Source organism: cyanobacterium endosymbiont of Epithemia clementina EcSB, assembly GCF_029919255.1.
In the GTDB taxonomy this organism is placed as follows: Bacteria; Cyanobacteriota; Cyanobacteriia; order Cyanobacteriales; family Microcystaceae; genus Rippkaea.
The window spans coordinates 1,944,463-1,964,083 of the sequence record NZ_CP123991.1; the positions used below are offsets into that span (position 1 = coordinate 1,944,463).

Consider the following 19,621-nt stretch of genomic DNA (forward strand, 5'->3'; position numbering starts at 1 on the left):
TATCGAATCTAGTGACCAGAGCTACTGGCAAAGGTTCCAATGTCAGGGACATTATCTGATACCTAATTTTTCTAAAACCCTTTGTTGAACTTGCTGATAGGCTGCTTCCACTTTTCCTAAGTCGTGCCGAAATCGATCTTTATCCAAAACTCTATCTCGGAGATTTTTTGTTTGTTGATCCCACAATCGACAGGTATCAGGACTGATTTCATCAGCTAGGAGGAGGTTTCCTTGAGAATCTAACCCAAATTCTAATTTGAAATCTACTAAGGTAATCTGGCAACTAGCAAAAAACTCTGTCAAATATTGATTGATTTTTAAGGCTATAGACTGAAGTTGTTCAAGTTGTTTTTGGGAAGCTAATTCCAGGAGCAGTAGGCGATCGCGGGTCAATAATGGATCTCCAAGTTCATCGTTTTTTAAATAAAATTCCACCAGAGGAAAGGATAAAATTTTACCTTCGATTAGGCCTGTTTGTCGGCAGAGACTTCCCGCAGCAATATTTCTAACAACTACTTCAATCGGGACAATTTTGACCGCACGGACGCGCATTTCACGATGAGCAGGCTGATCAATAAAATGGGTAGCAATATTCTTAGATTCTAGCCATTTGAATAAAGCTGAAGAAATTTGACAGTTTATTTCTCCTTTTCCCGGTATTATTCCTCGTTTCGAGGAATTAAAAGCCGTTACATCATCTTTAAATTGAGTAAGAAGAATTTCGGGATCGCTGGTAGTATAAATAATCTTAGCTTTTCCTTCATAGAGCTTTTTCATTCGTTGTTTATCCTTATTAGTAGTTGGTTAGTCGTTTTTTGCTATAGTATTTCAGTGTAAAGATTTCTCTTAATTCTGACTCAATACAGTTTATTTAAGTTTTAATCAACGGTAGTTTTTTTGCGTATCACCTGTTGCCAACTTTAATAACAGTTTCGCCATGGATGAAAGACTATGGCTCTTTATTCTTAGAAAATGGGCGTAGACAAACACATTAGAGTCTACCTCACAAGAGTTATAAACGCTACACTTTAGCTCAGAAACGTTAAAGGTAAACTCGATCATTGAGTCAACCATAGAAAGACAAGCAGCCAATATCTTCAAATATACTCAAATTTCTTGATTTTTTTCAACTTCAGTAGTCCTAGAAACTAGGTTATATAAACCAGTTGTAGATAAAAAAAATTCTATATCTTTATCAATTAAAACTAACAATGCTACCACCGTTTTAAAACAAATAAAAATCAACAAAATCCATAACAATAAATTATAAAAAATTACGCCTGAATACTAACAGATATTGAAACCTTAACTAATAGTTATCTCGAAGTTCCTATCGAGAAAATTTATCCCAGATCACTTGGTTTTTAATGCTAATCCGCGATAATTTGCTAAACAGGTTAGCTATAGTCTTCGAATTGAAAAACACCAGTCAAATTTACCCATAAAAAGCTTTTCATTAGATAAAGACCTTTGGAAATAACTTAAATATGGTAAAGAAAATATAGTAAAAAAAATAAAATTGTGGACTTCTATTCAGAATAGAGATAATCCAGAGGGTCATAGTGATAAGGTGGGCATTGCCCACCCCACCTGCTACAGGCAATTATTGGTGAGTTAAATTTGGTGTAGTTTCAAGTTGAGAGATTTGGTTATGGACAATGGCCGATTGTAAAATCGGGGTACTAGTTACCGAATTATCAACCAACGTTAACAAAGGATTCGCTAAAATTCCAGCCAAAGAAGTGACAATCACACTTAAAACTAACCCCACTTGTAGGGGACGCATCCCCGATAAATTCCAGCAAATTTTGGGATAATTTTTTACGGCATCGGACATTTCTTGAGGTTCTTTTACTACCATCATTTTCACTACGCGAATGTAGTAATAGATGGAAATTACACTGGCGACTAAAGCGAGGATAACTAACCCATAAAGTTCTGCTTGCCAACCTGCCCAAAAAATGTAAATTTTTCCAAAAAAGCCAGCTAACGGAGGAATTCCACCTAAGGAGAGTAAACAAATACTTAACCCTAAAGTGAGTAAGGGATCTTTTTGATAAAGCCCGGCATATTCGCTGATTTTATCAGTTCCAGTTCGTAGGGAAAAGAGGATAACTCCTGTAAATGCCCCCAAGTTCATGAATAGATAGACTAGCAAATAAAAGACCATGCTAGAGTATCCTTTATCAGTACCTGAGACTAAGCCAATCATGACAAAACCGGCTTGGCCAATGGAAGAATAGGCTAACATCCGCTTCATACTGGTTTGGGTTAAAGCTACCATATTTCCCAATAACATACTGAGGATAGCTAAAGCGGTAAAGATAAAATGCCATTGTTCTTCAACCACAGTAAAAGTAGTCACTAACAGACGAATCGCAAGGGCAAATCCTGCGGTCTTAGAACCCACAGAAAGAAAGGCAACAACGGGAGTAGGAGAACCTTCATAAACATCAGGAGTCCATTGATGAAAAGGAACCGCAGAAATTTTAAAGGCAATTCCGGCAATGACAAAGACTAAGGCAATGATTATCCCTAAAGACTGTTCTCCACCGACATTGGTAATGTTAGCAGCGATCGCATTGAGGATAGTTTCTCCCCCGGATAAACCATAGAGAAGAGAAACCCCATATAGAAAAATAGCTGAACTAGAAGCCCCAATTAAAAGATATTTCAAAGCTGCTTCATTGGAACGAGGGTCCCGTTTCATGTACCCTGTCATTAGGTAAGAGGAGATACTTAACATTTCTAGGGAAATAAAAATCATCACCAACTCATTCGCCCCACATAAGAACATTCCTCCTACGGTAGCCGTTAACATGATGGCGATAAATTCAGCCAAAGATGTCCTTGTTTGTTCGACGTAACGAACTGACATCAAAACAGTCACTAAAGTAGACAGGGCAATAATAGCCCGAAAAACAATACTGAGGTTATCTCCGTTGAATGACCCAAAGAAACCGATGGGAGTAGCAGTATCCCAAGCAAAACAAAGGGCGACAAGCGAAGCAAATAACCCAACCATGGCAGCATATGGTAGCCATGTTCTCGAACTACGACCAAAAATGAGGTCTCCTACTAAAATAAAGAGGAGAGTAATGATAACAATTCCTTCTGGCAGAATTGTTTCGGCATTCAGTTGACTGGCAATGTTACTAGAAAAATCCATAGAGTTATGGTAAGAAAAAAACACCTAAGAGTTAAGCTTAAGGAATTATCCGGCTATTTGCTCCGGCTTCATTCCTTTGGATCATAATGGACAGAGGGAATTTCGGGCTAGTCTTTAAGGTTGCGTTCACCTTCATCAGTGCGCCTTTAGAGATCGCACTTTTGAGGAAATCTTGAATTGATGCGCTATTATTTCTGATTTTTTATCAAACATTTTACAATTTTACTCTCTTAGATCGAGGGTAATATAGTTAATGAAGAAAATGTCAGATTAATAGAACTCTTCTTCTAAGATTATCAAAGTTAGTTTAGCTATAAACTTGTCTTCTAATTAACTTAATCTTCTGATTTATATTTCCTAGTATCCATTGGGAGAGTAAATTTTTAAAATAAGCTACAATCTCATCAATTGCTCTACATTATTGTTTAAATAACTCTTAAGACAATATTAAAGATTATTTAATATATATTTCTTATATTTATTGAATATTTTATCGCTCGATATCTTGATATAAATACATCTATCTTTTTCCATTTTGGATCTATCTTATTTGTTAGATTTTTTAGTTTTTTTTAAAAAAAAGTTTAGCATTAGTTATACCTGTATTTTTTATATCTTTTTTTTCTGTATCTAAGTATTATCACCATTCTTAATCAAAATTTATTTATCCATATTAAGTACTTCATTGCTATATATAGCAATGAAGTACTTAATTAATGTTCTGTTCGAGTACATAAATAATTTCATATTAATTCTGTCTGGCTTAATACTTTTGAGGTCATGCTGTACAAATATATTGCTTATTTTTACCAATTTAGATAGTAAAAATATTTTTTCTTTATTCATAAAGTGGAATACTTGATGTATTAATGTACGAGAAACAATCTAGACTTACATTGATTTTTTTATTATTAAACTACACCTAATCTAGGGAACCAATAACTTTTTTAAGAAAAAAGTGCTCTATGCTATTAATATTTTAAAACTTCTAATTTTTAAGATAATCTTAAAGTCATGACTCTTCTAGACTAGAAGTCTTGCTTGGCAAAGTTTCCAAGATACTAAAAACTTGATTCTTATATAAAGGAGAGTTTTTAATTAAGTTTTCAGAGTTATAGAACACCGTAAAAATAGGAGTTTGGGAGTTTATTCTCTACTTATTTTTTATACTCAGTCTAGAATAGCCATAATCATTATAATTAATACTCTTCTGATACAGACTTCGTCTCTAGTACTTAATGTTAAACATTCACTCTTAAGCTAGATTTATCGAATAACAATCAAAGTTCATAAGCCAACAGTCATAGGTGATGAGTTATCCTAAATAAAGTAAGGTTACGAGAAACAAAAGTGTAATGGAAAAAGTTCTAGTCGGTTTGTCAGGGGGTGTTGATAGTTCTGTTGCGGCTGCTAGTCTTCAGCATCAAGGTTATGAAGTTATTGGGTTAACCCTATGGTTAATGAAAGGGAAAGGACAATGTTGTTCAGAGGGAATGGTAGATGCAGCTTTAATTTGCGAACAGTTGAGTATTCCCCACCATATTGTTGATAGTCGTGATGTATTTCAAGCTAATATTGTCGATTATTTAGTGTCAGGTTATGAGTCAGGGATAACGCCTCTTCCCTGTTCCAAATGTAATAAGGTGATCAAATTTGGCCCTATGTTAGAATATGCTAAACAAAAATTAGAGTGCAATCGCATCGCCACTGGTCATTATGCACGTGTTCGCTACGATGAAGTTAATCAGCGCTATCAATTATTACGAGCAGTTGATTGTAATAAAGATCAGTCTTACTTCCTCTATGATCTTTCCCAAGAAATGTTAGCGGGAACTATTTTTCCTTTGGGAAATCAAACCAAGGAAGAAACCAGAAAAATTGCTAATGAATTCAATTTGAAAACCGCAAGTAAACCTGAAAGTCAAGATTTATGTTTAATTGAAGCTTATGGATCTATGAAAACTTTTTTGGATCAACGTATTACTCAAAAAGAGGGGGATATTGTTAGTCTCGACGGCAAAGTATTAGGAAAACATCAAGGAGTTCATCACTATACTGTTGGACAACGTAAAGGCTTAGGCATTGCTGCAACTGAGCCCTTATATGTAATAAAACTCGATCCCGTAACAAACCGGGTTATTGTTGCTAATCGTGGCAATGCAGGATGTTCTGATTGTATTGTAAATAGAATGAATTGGATTTCAATTCCTGAACCCTCTTCTCCTATTCAGGTAGAAACTCAAATTCGCTATCGTTCTCCTGCAGTTCCAGTTGATGTTGTTCCTTTGGATAATCATCGTATCAAATTAGTCTTTTATGAGCCTCAATTTGGGATTACTCCAGGTCAAGCAGCAGTTTTATATGATGGGGAAATTGTATTAGGAGGCGGTATTATTGAAAGATAAAAGCCTATTTATATATAAAGTGTATTGAAAATAAGGTTCAATGTCATCTGTCGAGAAGGGTTCAAATAAATTTTGAGTATTCTCCAAACATGAGATTGTGTGGTGTTATTTTTTATGAACGAATCAGTATTAATATTTAAGTAATCCCTGAAATCAAGCCAAACATTTGTTTTTAACTATATAGAGTAATTTTACTGATATCCTTAGAAAGGTATACCTAGAAAAGGAAGATGGCAAGATTCAGAGTAATAGGTCCAAAAAGAAATTTAAATCAACCTTCTTAAGAGCTTTACGTAGTAATTAACTTTAATTATTTTAGTTCTTCTAGACTGGCTGTGATAACAGCGTAATAAACAAAAGTTAAAAGTTTTGCTTTGTAAAGTTTCCAAGATTACGAAAACTTAATTTTGGTAAGAATTGAGTTTCTGGAGTTTAGAAAATTCAATTAAAATAAGAATTCTGAAAGTCATTAGCTACTAATTTAGTATACGTTAGGCTAGATAAGCCATGATTCTTTTGTCATTTTTTTAAAAAAAACTTAACCAATAATTGCTTAAAAAACAACAGAAAAAACTCTCTATGGTTAGTAAGATTTATAAAGAAGTGAAAAAGAAATTTAACCCTTTTAAAAAAATACAGTTTTTACTATCAGATTTAATATCGCTTTTAGCATTATTGAGCTCATTAGTTTTCAAGTTTCATTAGCTTAAGCTAGTGTAGTAAGTTTAGTCGGTAGCCGGTACGGCAAATTTGCTGTTGTTTATTTAAAATGCTACTTCCTTAGACTTTTTTAAAATTTTTATTTTATATCTTTTAAATTTCATCTCTTTGAGAGACCATAAACCCAAGATTGCAACAATAGACTGACTGTTCCCTTGAATAGGGTAGTCTTAAGAAAGATGAAGGTATTATCCTAAGCTAGGTAATGTTTACCCTAGAAGGCATTGATAAGCTTATCAATGTTCTTAGCACAATACATAGTGCATTGCACTATGCTATAGTTTATCTGTGCTATGCTCCAAAAAGCATTAATGACAGTTATTTAATTCCTGAAAAAAGTACGTGATAACTCAGTCCCCTTTTGACTACATTCTTAGCGAGAACACATCTAACAAAAAATTTTAGCTCATCTCTTGTTTATTCTGGAGTTGCTGATTCAAGGAGAAAATACTCACCATTTTTCTTAAAAACAAGAATGCGATCACCTCGATCAATTGATGTCCCTGGATGATGAAATCTCAATTTTGTATTATCCTCAAGCTTTACAAATAAAACACTACCATAAGGCCCTGAAATAATTCCAACAATAGTCCCTGACTGGTAGGGACTATCGTACCCTAAATTTGGGTTAGCAGCTCTCTCTTCTAAATTCAATTGGCGAACAGTTTGAGCGTTCGCTATGGTAGTCACGCAAACCAGAGCCATCATGCCCATCAATATATTGAAAATTCTCTTCATGGTAATTCCCTCTAAGTAGGAGAAACGCCCCTTTGTTTCCCTTTCTTCAACTCTAGAAGGATTTTTTATCTCACACCATAAAGATAAGATTATAACTACAAGATATGACAACAAACAACGACTGTAAAAAAAATAATAGTTGTTAAGAACATTTAAATTAAAGAGATAAGTTTGAATCTCAATTAAACAACTATTAATCATTAACTATTTTAGACATCCATTGACGAGTTCCGAAATACTGACAAGCAATGGAGGCAACTTGAGAAGCTTCTGCTATAGAATCCTTAAAATTGTGTTTTAGAATAAAATGACAAAAAGCTCCATGAAAAATATCTCCAGCTCCTAATGTATCAACCGCTTTGATTTTTGACACTTTAATATTTCCTGATTCCTCGTTAGTCCAATATTGAACTGGATTTGCTCCTTTAGTAATAGCAATATAAGGAATTTTAAACCATTTTAAATAGTTAAATACATCGAGAGAACTAAGACAATTAGGGGGATAAAAATTGTCAGAGCAAATCGCATAATTTACGTAAGGAAGAACTTTTGGTAATCCAGATTTCCAGCTTCCTCCATCTAAAACAACGGGAATTTTTAACCGTTGCGCTTCTTTGGCAATCATAATACTCGTAGATATTTGATGCCCGTCTACTAAGATAACATCAACATCCTGTAATTTTTCCAAAAAAAGTTCATTATTAATAATGGCTGTAGATTTGGTAGCATTTATCGAGACAACAGCCCGTTCTCCTGTCGTTTGGTTAACAATAATTGAAGAAGTAGATAAAGGGTTTTGTTGATAGGGATTCAGATCAAAAACCTTGACTGAATACTCGTTTAATTCAGCATAAATTAATTGACTAATGGGATGATTTCCAATCACACTTAATAAGGTGGCTCGATTACCAAAATATCTAAAAGTGATAGCCGCATTCGTTGCTGGTCCACCCGCAGAAATTGTTTCATCAATGGCTACAATTTTTTCATTACTGTGGGGAAAGTGATCGGTAAGATAAATTAAATCTAGGGTTGTTAAACCGATAAATAATCCATTCATGAGTTGTAAAAATGAGCAATGAAATCCTACAAACAGGAACCCTTTATGTTGTCGGAACCCCCATTGGTAATTTGGAAGATATGACCTTAAGGGCGATTCGTATTCTAAAATCAGTGAATTTGATCGCCGCAGAAGATACCCGTCACACAGGAAAACTCCTACATTATTTCCAAATTAACACTCCCCAGATAAGTTATCACCAACATAATCGATTGTCTCGTCAAGATGAGTTAATTAGCTATCTACAACGCGAAAAAACTATTGCTTTAGTCACTGACGCAGGAATGCCAGGTATTTCTGATCCAGGGTATGAATTAATTAAAGCTTGTATTGATAAAAATATTGCTACTATTCCGATTTCCGGGGCGAATGCTGCCATCATAGCCCTATCTGTTTCGGGTCTACCTACGGATCGGTTTGTTTTTGAAGGGTTTCTTTCCACGAAAAGCAAAATTAGGGGCGATCGTTTAACGTCTTTGAAGACGGAAACTCGTACCCTAATTTTTTACGAGTCCCCCCATCGTCTATTACAAACTTTGACCGATTTAAGGGCAGTTTTCGGAGAAAATCGTTTAATTACAGTAGCTAGAGAATTAACGAAATTATATGAAGAATTATGGCGAGGAATCCTAGGGGAAGCAATCAACCGTTTTCAAGATTCACGACATCTGAAAGGGGAATTTACCTTAATTATAGCAGGATGTCAGGCAACCTCCAACTTAATATTAACTGAAGAACAATTAAAGAAAGAATTAAGACAATTGTTAGACGGAGGAATGACGCGATCACAAGCGAGTCGTCATCTGGCACAATTAACCTCTTTTAACCGTCGTCAAATTTATGAGTTATCTTTAGAAATTAATAGTTCTAGTCAAGATTAAAATTTCCAAAATATATAGATATTACTCATTTAATAAAATTACTATTTTTAGTTTTTAACTTTGGAGTATTTATAATTACACTTTTTATGTATCAGGCTGGGTTCTTCCGATAATTCACAATCTGAATAACCTAGTAACTTTTTTATAAAATGGAGAACCCCATGCTGAAGTAAAAAAATGAGCCAGCAGTTTTAATCGGTAATTATCTCTACTCTGATATGTTTCCCCTGTCTAAATAGATTCAAATTGTCTCTGACATTGCCAGAAGAGGAATAGCAAGACTTGCGACACAATGGAGGATAACTAGACAACTTTTTAGAGTTAACTACGGGAATTTAAGAGATAATTTGAATCTCACGACCTTTACATCTGAACAAATTGATGAGATAGAAACTAAGTGCATTGGTCTATCTTTTGTAGAAAAACTTTAACTTTTGATGGACAACAATTTGCTCTTCACCTTATCATACCTAATATTTACTTTCGCGTGACAACCGCTTATTATACCTTTCGTTATTGCGGCGCATAAATTGGTAAACATGATTATCTCAGTTCTGCTCAGAATTTATGATAATTATCATAGTGTATGCATTTTTAGCCCAATTTAAGGTAAATATTCAGCTTTTTAAGTAAAAAAATATTTAAACATTGTTTAATGGTAATTAAGTACAAGCTTTTTAAAATGTTATAATCAAGCAACTATAAATGTTTTAAAATTGTCCAAAATAATATTAATTTTATTGGTTTATTACATTTATTTATGGTGAGCAAAATCAAGGAATAGCTATTTTAAAATAGCCATATTTATATCATGCACTGAGTCCCAATTAATGTAAAATAGTTCTGCTATATTCATTTTTATTAGAAACTATATTTTTACTTTTCTTTTAAAAGAAATCGTAAGAAATGTCTTTAGTCTGCGCATTAATCACAAGGATAGTACTAACTTTTTCTGTTGTTTTTTGTACGTCAATAGTATTATTGCTATCCATAATAGTTATAAAAAAAATAGAACAGAAACTATTTATGATAATAAAATATGCACTTATCTGAGCCTAAATGAACAGGTTTAGTTACAGTTTGATAGTTAAAATTCTGTGACTAGTTAATAGACTTAATCTATTAACTAGTTTAAATATGACACATAATAATTGTTTTAAACAATGACTAATTTAAGTGCTAATTTTAGAATTATAACAACAAAAAAATACACTTTAATAGGAGTTAAATGAAACTTTAAAAATCTAATGAAATTTAGTACTATAAACTTAGTTAAATTTCAAGAATACTAGTTTTAGATTAAAAAGTAGAGTTGTTTTAAAAAATTAATCTTTATGGTTAACTAAACTCTTGACTACCTCAATGTTAATTCCTAACTCCCAAAAATCACTAGAAATCGTGTATAATGACAGTTTTGGAGTAACTATGTATTTTAGGAGAAAATCTGTTATATGTCTCGTTATAGAGGACCTCGCTTAAGAGTTGTACGACGACTAGGAGAACTCCCTGGCTTAAGTCGCAAAACCCCCCGTCGTGCTTATCCCCCAGGGCAACACGGACAAGGACGTAGAAAGCGTTCAGAATACGCTATTCGTCTCGAAGAAAAACAAAAACTGCGCTTTAACTATGGCGTAACAGAAGGTCAACTAGTACGCTATGTAAAAAAAGCTCGTCAAGCTACAGGTTCTACCGGTCAAAAACTTCTAGAATTGCTAGAAATGCGCCTTGATAATACAGTGTTTCGCTTAGGGATGGCGGGAACAATTCCAGGAGCCCGTCAGTTAGTCTCTCACGGTCATGTTACCGTTAATGGCAAAGTTGTTGATATCCCTAGTTATCAGTGCCGTCCTGGGGAAGTAATCTCAGTTCGTAATCAGGATCGTTCTCGTCGCCTAGTAGAGGCGAATATGGAATACCCTGGTCTGGCCAACCTTCCAAGTCATTTAGATTTTGATAAAAATACCTTGACAGGAAAAGTCAATGGAATTATCGAACGGGAATGGATAGCTTTACAAATTAATGAATTGTTGGTAGTTGAGTATTATTCTCGGAAAGCTTAGAAGAGTATTGGATAACTTCAATAGTTGTCCAATTTACTCATGAACTTCGATTATTTAACTTGACTTAAAAATTTTAAAAATAATAAATATAAAATCTTTTGATCCTATCAAAGTTTATCTCCAATAATCGAGTCTTTTTTACAGTTATTTATAGTTTTTCAGGGATTTGGGTTACCTCGCAATGTAGTGATGATATCACCAACGGTGTAGTTCTCTTTCTTAAAAAAACCTTTATGACCTTAATAATTATGTAGAGTCATTGCCAGAGACTAGGGCAAAAGTTAATTACTAGACAACTTATTTTTATTGTATACGCACTTAACAAAATCATAAACTTATGTAGTTTAAGGAAATTAATCCTCTATTTCATTGAAACTATCCTTTTCAGGATTTACTTGGGAATTAAGAAAGTGTAATTACAAATCAATCGGTTCTTGTTACTTCGTCGGTTCCAAAGGTTTCAACTAATCGTACTAGCGGTGACCGAGATACAGGGGCGGCTATGATGGTACTTCTTTCTGTTAGCCAAGGGCTAACCGTTGACACCAGACTGCTAAGTCACTTTACTATACCCACCAAGAATTTTGGGTTAGTCTTTTTGGGGTTCTTTAACTAAAGTTTGGACAATGTCATAGAAGAAGATAGGTTTGATCGAGCAAAACCTTTTAACTTTCCGACCATATCCGCATAGGTGAGAGAAGGAGGCAAAACAACCACTCGGACATTATAGGGAACTAGTTATTCTCATAAGGCTTAAGTAAAGCCCGAAAGAGTCAATTTAGTTTTCAGATGAGTTGCGATGGTGGGGCGGCAATTTTTCCTATTAAACTCGCTCGAAAATTTTATTGGGTCATACATCGGGCTACAAACCGAGTAATGCCATGGGTTTCCATTAAATTGATAGCCAATTCATTGTCAATTTGAGATAATCGAGTTATCAAAAAAGAACTTTATTCTTATCAGGCTTGACTAATAGTTTTGATTGACAGTAGTAAGTTTAAGTTTGGCATTGCGGACTACCAATAATAGACGTCTGAAATCATGGCAAGCCAATTCAAGAGGGCCCACTCGTCTAATCCTACGGAAAGCCCCTGTGACTATTACTGTTTTTCCTGAAATTTTCATATTCAACACCTCAACTCAATTCAAAATATTAGGGGTTAGGCGCATAAAGATTTTGTACTCGTTTCATGGGAGATGAGTACAGAGGGGATTCTTCCTACACGTTTCAAGAATTGAAAAGAACTTAGACCGCAACAAGCATTTAAAATTAATTAGTTAATGACTATTACTTAGGGGCGTTAACCTTAAATTCCATTTAATCTATCTCTTTTTCTGACTAATTCCTACGCTAAAGATGTGTACATACTCGCATATAAAATAGGATTACCGCTAACTGTTTTATCGTAACTTTTTTTCTTCCACAAAAAACTTTTGTCTATGATGTCGTCACTACTTTATAAATGAAAGAGTAAAAGAGTATAAGAGACTAAATATTGGTTCTAATAGGATATTGATGGTACGTATCTTTGATACGAGAGTTGACCGGATTGACCTGAATAACAAAGTTAAGTAACCAAATCAAAGATTAAAAATAAATCTTCATAATTATAGCTAGTCTATCCACTCTAATAAGAGTGGATAGACTAGCTATAATTATATTCATCTGTTACTAAATTTATATACTAAATTAATAGGTTTATTCATAGTTCTATAATTTGGAAATTATTGGGCTTACAAATATTGTTCTAATTTTGATCGATAGTTTTTATTGATATTAAGATAATATGGAAATACAAATATAGTTTTTTTCTATGAATTTTATTGTTTTTATGACTTTCTCAACTTATTATCAATACTTTCTACAGTTCCCTGAGTTGTTGATAAATTCATATAGGCAATGATTTTCCAATCTGACGTCTAATTTACAATTGTTTAGCATCTAGCTCTAATAAATAAGATTTATTAAACTAATTAACTAACTCTAATAGTCCTTAAATTTAGTCTATTTTTTTTAAAAACCTGTTATAAATTACTATTTATATTAGAGCATTTTGAAGAATACTGACTGAGTTTTATACACTTAGTTTAATTTGTATTTTTGTTTGCTACTTATATTTTATATATCCCCGATAATAGCAAATTTTGTCTTATTTAAAATTGCTATTTTTTCAAGCTAGCAATTTTAAATTTTCTATCTTCTTGTTTAAGAACTTATTTCTGACTATATGGTCAAAGATTAATTTTTTTCATTCTATAAAATTTATTTATTATTAATTTAGCTTGTGGCATGAATTTATAACATTATTACAAAATTTCCAAAGCTCTATACTAACTTCTTTTCTTTTTGTAAACACCTCTTTCCCTCAAACTTCTAGTTGTTCTACTATTTTCTTATATTTTCTCATTGCTATCATTTATAAATTTATTTATTTATCTAATTTTACTAACACTAAATAATAACTTTCTTATTCTTTAATTAGAAAGTCTTTATCAATTGCCAGCCGTTTCAATAGCTGAGGCATTCTTATGTGTAATTCTTAATTTAAATCTTTAAAAATTGTTTCTATTTCTTATTCAATTACTCCACTATCGCTATTTAAGATCTTTTCAATTAATTTGATCTTATTTGTATATGTGCTTTGTTAAAAACACATAAGATAGTAAGCCGTTAATTTTTATATCGTTTATTACTTGATATTTGAAGTATTAAATTAGGTTTAAAAATTGCGTTTAATATAGTATCTTAGCTATAAAGATAGCTAAGATACTATATTTATATCTTTTTTGGGGAAAATAGACTTATTTAAGCTCTAATTAACAATAGACATAAACTCGTTAATCAGAAGATTAACGAGCTCAGGATATAATAAGTTATCAGAATATTTTCTATTTATCCACTATAGTTAATTGATTTTACCATCTATTTTTTTTCTGTTCATGTTTATTTGAAAATAATTTTTAATTAAAAGTATAGATAACCTGACCTATCAAATCAATTAAATTAACCATGTACTTAAGAAAAAGATTCGTTTTTTTTAAAAAAATTCATAAAGAAGAAAAATATAATTCAAGATGTTCTTGAGTTATAAAAGGTTAAATCAGATGTATAAATAGCTACAGAAGTTACCATAATTTTTTGGCGAATTGTAAATAATGAAATTTAGTTATTCAACTAAACTTTAATACTTAATTTCTAAAGAAAAACTAAATTTATTCAACGTTTACAGAAGTTTTGACTAGCATAGGAGATGTATATGGCTTTAAAAAAAATTAAAGAATGTTATTCAAATCTCACTCATCATTAAATTAATCAACTATGAAATTTGTTGACGAATACCGCGATGCTAACTTAGCTCAACAATTTTCCAGGAAAATTGCCCAGATAACCACCAAAGATTGGAAGATAATGGAAATCTGTGGTGGACAAACCCATTCTATTGTGAAATATGGAATTGATGAACTTTTACCCTCAAAAATTACTTTGATTCATGGACCAGGTTGTCCAGTATGTGTAACCCCTATTCAATTAATTGATTCTGCCTTAAAAATTGCTGCTCTTCAAGATGTAATTTTCTGTTCCTTTGGGGATATGTTACGAGTCCCTGGAACCGATGAAGATTTGCTTACCATCAAAGCAAGGGGGGGCGATGTTCGCATCGTGTATTCTCCTTTGGATTGTCTTAAACTTTCCGAGGAAAATCCTAACAAACAGGTGGTCTTTTTTGCTGTCGGGTTTGAAACCACTGCCCCTGCGACCGCCATGGTTGTTTATCAAGCTGAACAACGCGCAATAACCAATCTTTCTTTATTAGTGTCTCATGTCCTGGTCCCCCCCGCCATGGAAACTATTTTAGGGTCACCTCAATCCCAAGTACAAGGATTTTTAGCCGCCGGTCATGTTTGCACAGTAATGGGATATGAAGAATATAATCCCATTGCCCAAAAATACGGCGTTCCTATTGTAATAACAGGGTTTGAACCCGTTGATGTTCTCCAAGGAATTTATCTATGTCTGCAACAGTTAGAGTCAGGACAAGCATACTGTGAAAATCAGTATGTCCGTTCCGTGGAGCAACAAGGTAATTCTATAGCAAAACAAATTATTCAAGAAGTATTTGAGGTAGTTACCCGTCAATGGCGAGGTATTGGGGAGATTAATAAAAGTGGCTTAGGTTTGCGGGAAAAATACGCTAGTTTTGACGCCTTGAAACGGTTTGCTTTAGAATGCCGAGAAGAGGAGTTACTTTTAACCAAACCCTCTTATGTCTCTTCGATTTGTATTAGTGGGGAAATCATGCAAGGCCGTAAAAAACCCCAGCATTGTCCTGCCTTTGGGAAAGAATGCGCCCCAGAACATCCGTTAGGCGCACCGATGGTATCCTCAGAAGGAGCTTGTGCTGCTTATTATCGCTATCGTAGTTATCAAAGTCGAACATTGATGGTTTAAGAAGTCAAAACCTTATGGCAATATCTTTTCTTTTTACTTTGGTCGCAGCCTTGATAACCACAATAAAATTTAACTATACTATAAGTACTGTCATTTTATATAAAATCTAAATCTTAAAATGACTGATTATCCTGATCCGAAATATAAAAATTAGCAACCGATACACTAGCGTAGACTTAGATAAGAATTATCAAAAGACTCATATTCTATTGGGTTAAAAAGCAATCCAGTTTTTGTTGGTGTTACTGCCATTATCATTAGTTGATTAGACTCCTATTATTTTAAGAACCTCTATTATTCTTTAGTTGGGAGAAATCTCTTCCCTTATTCAAAGACTTAATGATAATAAGCTAGAAGTTAGTAACTAAAATTTACTAGTTAACTTTAAAGCGTAAATTAATATTTTGAAGTCTTTGTTTAATCAATTTCTTATTAGTCGTTTCAGAGAAGATGAAAAGATAGTCTATTATTACTGCTAATCGTTTATCCGAGATGTTTAACAATTTGTCTCATGACAGCGTGAACTGTTTCTAGCTAAGAGAAAGTTATGAACTTGTTTATTGAATCAAGTTAAATATAAATTGACTTTATCCGGTAAATTTTAAGTATTAATAATATAACCATTAATACCTGTTTTAGTAAAGTAAACTAACGTAAATTTATTGGCTATTCTTAGTTAAGGAATAAACATGAAATAATTAAAGTAATTAGACAAATTATTTAGTTTTCTTTCGATGTTTTAGTAGTTTTTTAAAAAAAAGTTTAAAACTTAATATTCCCTATAAAAACTCGATAAAAAAACTATTTATGACTAGTAGTTGGAATACTTTTTTTATTGAGTTTATGTAATAGAAAATAGTTGTTCTTCTTGAAAAGAAAAGCTAAAATTTTCTAAAAGTACCAGCAATTTTAAATTTTAGAGATAGAGAAGAATGTTAAAATTGTTAACTTAATGCTTCTTTTTAAAAAGAATTAAGTTAACAATTTTAAAAAATTTCTTATAAAAATATTGTTCAATTTTATATTTATCTTATAAAGATAATTAAGACTTCAATAAAATTAATGAAAGTCTAGTTATTTCAATTTGAAATATAGTTTATTTATGGTCATAAAATTTGAGAGAATAGAAGCTTATTCTTTTAGTATTTTATAAGCTTTTATAAAGCTAGAGCTAATGAAAGCTGAAGAGTTGATTGATAATTGACATTAAATCTAAAAAAATTAGTAATTTAAGTAAATTTAAGTTTTTTATAAAAAAATAGTTACCATATATTATCGTAACTATTTTATTCATCCTAGAAAAATAATGTTTAAAATAATTTATTAATCCGCAACTGTTAAGTATGATTATATTAATAATCCAATCATACTTAACAAGTTTTATAACAATTAGAAAGATGTTTAAAAAAGAAACTAATAATACTAGTAGTTCACGTTTTGTTTTATTAAATGCATTGCCATTTTGTGAAGTACTGATAAGATAATTTTTAACAATTAAGGTTAATAAGTCTATAGAATAGTTGATTTAGACGTTGAAGTCTATTCTCTAAAGGTATTAATTCAAGAATTTTATATACATCATTAATTTTATACTTTTCGGAAATTTTAACCAAAGTTAAACATTATTGATTCTTCAATAATGTTAATGATGACTATGGTAAGATATATGGCAATAGTTAAGAACTAGTAAAGAAAACTCCCCAGCAGCTCAGATACATATTTTTCATGTTATTTATCTAAAAAAAGTATATTTTTATCTAAAAAATCTATACAAAGAAAATAAAAAAAATAAATCCAAATGGCGCACAAATAGTTCCTATTTTAGTAAGATTAGTTAATTAATTAACTAATCTTACTAAAAGTAACTTCCGGTATTAGAATACGATTTTTTAGTTATTTATCTAAAGTAGACTAAAAACAAGCAAAAAAGTTTTGACACAAGTTCATAAGCTAGTTCAAGAAAATATTAATAGAGCCAATAGAACGATAACACAGTTATCAAAAAATATTTATTAATAGAGATTTATATAAAAGTTCAATCAACAAAACCTAATTAAATCTCAAAAAAATATTGGTGTTAATCTCTGCATGACTCATCATAGATTTTATTAATGAGAATAAATAAAGTTTAAATTATGAGAAGTATTTTCTCTATATTTTCAAAAATTATTGTATTCTAGGTGCAAAAGTAGTTAAGCAAGTCTTCAATCATAGACTCCATACACTAAAAATAATTGATTTAATATTTTTTTGTATTTTAAGAAAATTTGAGTGTATTGATATAACTAAAACTAATATAATTTCCGGTTTACTTATTGATTAAAAAATAAAATAAAGCTTAATTAATGCAACAAGCAGTATTATTGACTATATAAGTCCATAATTATAAAGTTATAAAACATAATGTTATGTTTGTTTTTATAAAAAATTTTATTTTATATATTTCAGTTTAAATAAGTAGATTTTACATCTCTATAATTAAAATTTTTCTCATTTAAAAGCAGCATAAATTGCTATATAAACTTACTAATATTGTAATTATATAACCAGTACATTTACTATTTAAACTAATGGTCAAAATCTAGGAGAGGAACTTCTCGAAGTATCACCTAAAAAAATAGAAAAAATCACTTGGCTGCAAAATATTGATAATTATAAAATTTACTTTTAACCTTAAATTGATAACTAGTTTAAGGAGCGACGTGTTAGTTCTCCATTTTTATGTTTACTTTTGTCGTCAGCTTTTTCAGATCTACCAAATCAATAATGTAAAATGAACTGGGGAAATACCAAGTCAAGAAACTTTGGATTCAAAAATTTCGTCAGTTTTTGAATCAATAAGCTCTCCTTTGAATCAAATTTAATTTATTATGAATTTTTTCTATTATTCGTTGGGTTGTTACTTGGTAAAAATAGGTGATATTTTGTCCAGTATAACGCCTGATTGTTCCGCATCTTTTTGGCTATATAGTATCAGCAAAATAATTATCATGGTTGTTAATAAGCCTGTTATTGAACATTAAACTTTGTCTTTGTATTTTTAACTTTTACATGGCAGATTTTGCAGGATCGCGTTTTATTCTAATTGAGACATCCTTTTGGGATATAAAGGATTTTTTTAGAAAAAACTGACATAATTTTGATTTGAGGATTTATTCTAATTTAGATATTTTCCTTGTATTAAGTGCGCGTAATGGTTAAACTAGATTGGGAAAATTAATTATCTCTCAAACAAAAATTTGATCTCTTCAGACTCTTCTAAAAACTCTTCACTAGCTTGGCAAGATTTGCTCAGACAACATCGGGCTATTGCAGTCATCCGCACTGATGATTTAAATCTTGGCTTAGATATGGCCAAAGCCGTGTCTGCTGGTGGAATTCGTCTAATTGAAATTACCTGGAATAGTGAAAGACCTATCCAATTAATTCGCCAAATTTGCGAGGAATTACCTAACTGTACCATCGGAACAGGGACGGTTTTAAACCTCGAACAGCTACAAGAGGCGATTGCAGCTAAGGTTCAATTTTGCTTTACACCTCACGTCAACCCCACATTAATTCAAACTGCCATTAACGCCAAGATTCCTATAATTCCTGGCGCTTTATCTCCTACGGAAATTATCACCGCTTGGCAATTGGGAGCTAGTTGCGTTAAAGTCTTTCCTGTACAAGCGATAGGAGGAGTCCCTTATATTGAAGGGCTACAAGGTCCTTTGGGGTCTATTCCGCTTATTCCCACTGGTGGCGTAACCCTCGACAATGCTGCGGCCTTTATTCAAGCAGGGGCGATTGCAGTAGGGTTATCTGGTCAATTATTTCCCAAGAATGCTATTAAAAACAAAAATTGGGAAGTCATCACTCAAAAAGCTCAAATATTGCTACAACAACTAAAGCCTTTTTCTTCCATCTAAGAAATTGCTGTTTCACCAGTTTTTTTTCAAAGATAATTCCTGAAAGTTTAGTCAACTTTTAGTTAAAGTTAAATACAACAGAGAGCATATGAAAGGCTAGTCAACCATAAAAAGTTTTATTCTTTTCGAAGTAGGTTTAACAGAAATTTATAGAGGAAGGGGAAAGCAGTAGTTATCTTCTAAAAGAAACCTTTATTGAGTTCTGATATTTTGAGTACAAATTTTAT

Annotated in this window: 12 protein-coding genes; 6 read left to right on the top strand and 6 right to left on the bottom strand. The window is 32.1% G+C overall.

The genetic code is table 11. The annotated features are described in order from the left end of the window. Positions 1-51: 51 nt before the first annotated feature. Positions 52-777, bottom strand: coding sequence for a phosphoribosylaminoimidazolesuccinocarboxamide synthase (gene purC, locus P3F56_RS06410; protein ID WP_281152084.1), 726 nt, complete (start codon positions 775-777; stop codon positions 52-54). 826 nt (positions 778-1,603) lie between these two features. Continuing rightward, positions 1,604-3,169, bottom strand: coding sequence for an NAD(P)H-quinone oxidoreductase subunit N (locus P3F56_RS06415; protein WP_281152085.1), 1,566 nt, complete (start codon positions 3,167-3,169; stop codon positions 1,604-1,606). Positions 3,170-4,524: 1,355 nt separating this feature from the next. Between P3F56_RS06415 and mnmA the strand changes: the two genes are divergently transcribed. Next, positions 4,525-5,574 (top strand): tRNA 2-thiouridine(34) synthase MnmA, encoded by a 1,050-nt coding sequence (gene mnmA / locus P3F56_RS06420; RefSeq protein WP_281152086.1) that lies wholly within the window; start codon positions 4,525-4,527, stop codon positions 5,572-5,574. A gap of 1,137 nt (positions 5,575-6,711) precedes the next feature. Here the strand turns inward: mnmA and P3F56_RS06425 are convergent. Next, positions 6,712-7,032, bottom strand: coding sequence for a hypothetical protein (locus P3F56_RS06425; RefSeq protein ID WP_281152087.1), 321 nt, complete (start codon positions 7,030-7,032; stop codon positions 6,712-6,714). Between the two features lie 193 nt (positions 7,033-7,225). Next, on the bottom strand, positions 7,226-8,092 hold the full coding sequence (locus P3F56_RS06430) for a sugar kinase (protein ID WP_281152088.1): 867 nt from the start codon (positions 8,090-8,092) through the stop codon (positions 7,226-7,228). Positions 8,093-8,103: 11 nt separating this feature from the next. On the opposite strand from P3F56_RS06430, the gene rsmI reads away from it, so the two are divergent. The 3 genes from rsmI to rpsD all read left to right on the top strand — a co-directional run bounded on the left by rsmI (position 8,104) and on the right by rpsD (position 11,033). After that, positions 8,104-8,973: a 16S rRNA (cytidine(1402)-2'-O)-methyltransferase gene (rsmI, locus tag P3F56_RS06435; protein WP_281152089.1), complete on the top strand. Its 870-nt coding sequence runs from the start codon at positions 8,104-8,106 to the stop codon at positions 8,971-8,973. A gap of 397 nt (positions 8,974-9,370) precedes the next feature. Then, positions 9,371-9,502, top strand: coding sequence for a DUF1993 family protein (locus tag P3F56_RS06440; protein ID WP_281152090.1), 132 nt, complete (start codon positions 9,371-9,373; stop codon positions 9,500-9,502). Positions 9,503-10,424: 922 nt separating this feature from the next. Beyond that, positions 10,425-11,033 carry a 30S ribosomal protein S4 gene (gene rpsD / locus P3F56_RS06445; RefSeq protein WP_281152091.1) on the top strand — a complete coding sequence of 203 codons (609 nt, stop codon included), beginning with the start codon at positions 10,425-10,427 and terminating at the stop codon, positions 11,031-11,033. Positions 11,034-11,456: 423 nt separating this feature from the next. Here rpsD and P3F56_RS06450 read toward each other — a convergent pair whose 3' ends face one another. Together P3F56_RS06450 and P3F56_RS06455 are read right to left on the bottom strand one after the other, a co-directional pair. After that, entirely contained in the window at positions 11,457-11,579 is a 123-nt protein-coding gene (locus P3F56_RS06450; RefSeq protein ID WP_281152092.1) for a hypothetical protein, read from the bottom strand. Between the two features lie 423 nt (positions 11,580-12,002). Continuing rightward, positions 12,003-12,158 (bottom strand): hypothetical protein, encoded by a 156-nt coding sequence (locus P3F56_RS06455; protein ID WP_281152093.1) that lies wholly within the window; start codon positions 12,156-12,158, stop codon positions 12,003-12,005. 2,194 nt (positions 12,159-14,352) lie between these two features. On the opposite strand from P3F56_RS06455, the gene hypD reads away from it, so the two are divergent. Both hypD and P3F56_RS06465 read left to right on the top strand, forming a co-directional pair. Further along, positions 14,353-15,483 carry a hydrogenase formation protein HypD gene (gene hypD / locus P3F56_RS06460; RefSeq protein WP_281152094.1) on the top strand — a complete coding sequence of 377 codons (1,131 nt, stop codon included), beginning with the start codon at positions 14,353-14,355 and terminating at the stop codon, positions 15,481-15,483. 3,242 nt (positions 15,484-18,725) lie between these two features. Further along, positions 18,726-19,394 (top strand): bifunctional 4-hydroxy-2-oxoglutarate aldolase/2-dehydro-3-deoxy-phosphogluconate aldolase, encoded by a 669-nt coding sequence (locus P3F56_RS06465; protein ID WP_281153745.1) that lies wholly within the window; start codon positions 18,726-18,728, stop codon positions 19,392-19,394. The last annotated feature ends 227 nt before the right edge of the window (positions 19,395-19,621 follow it).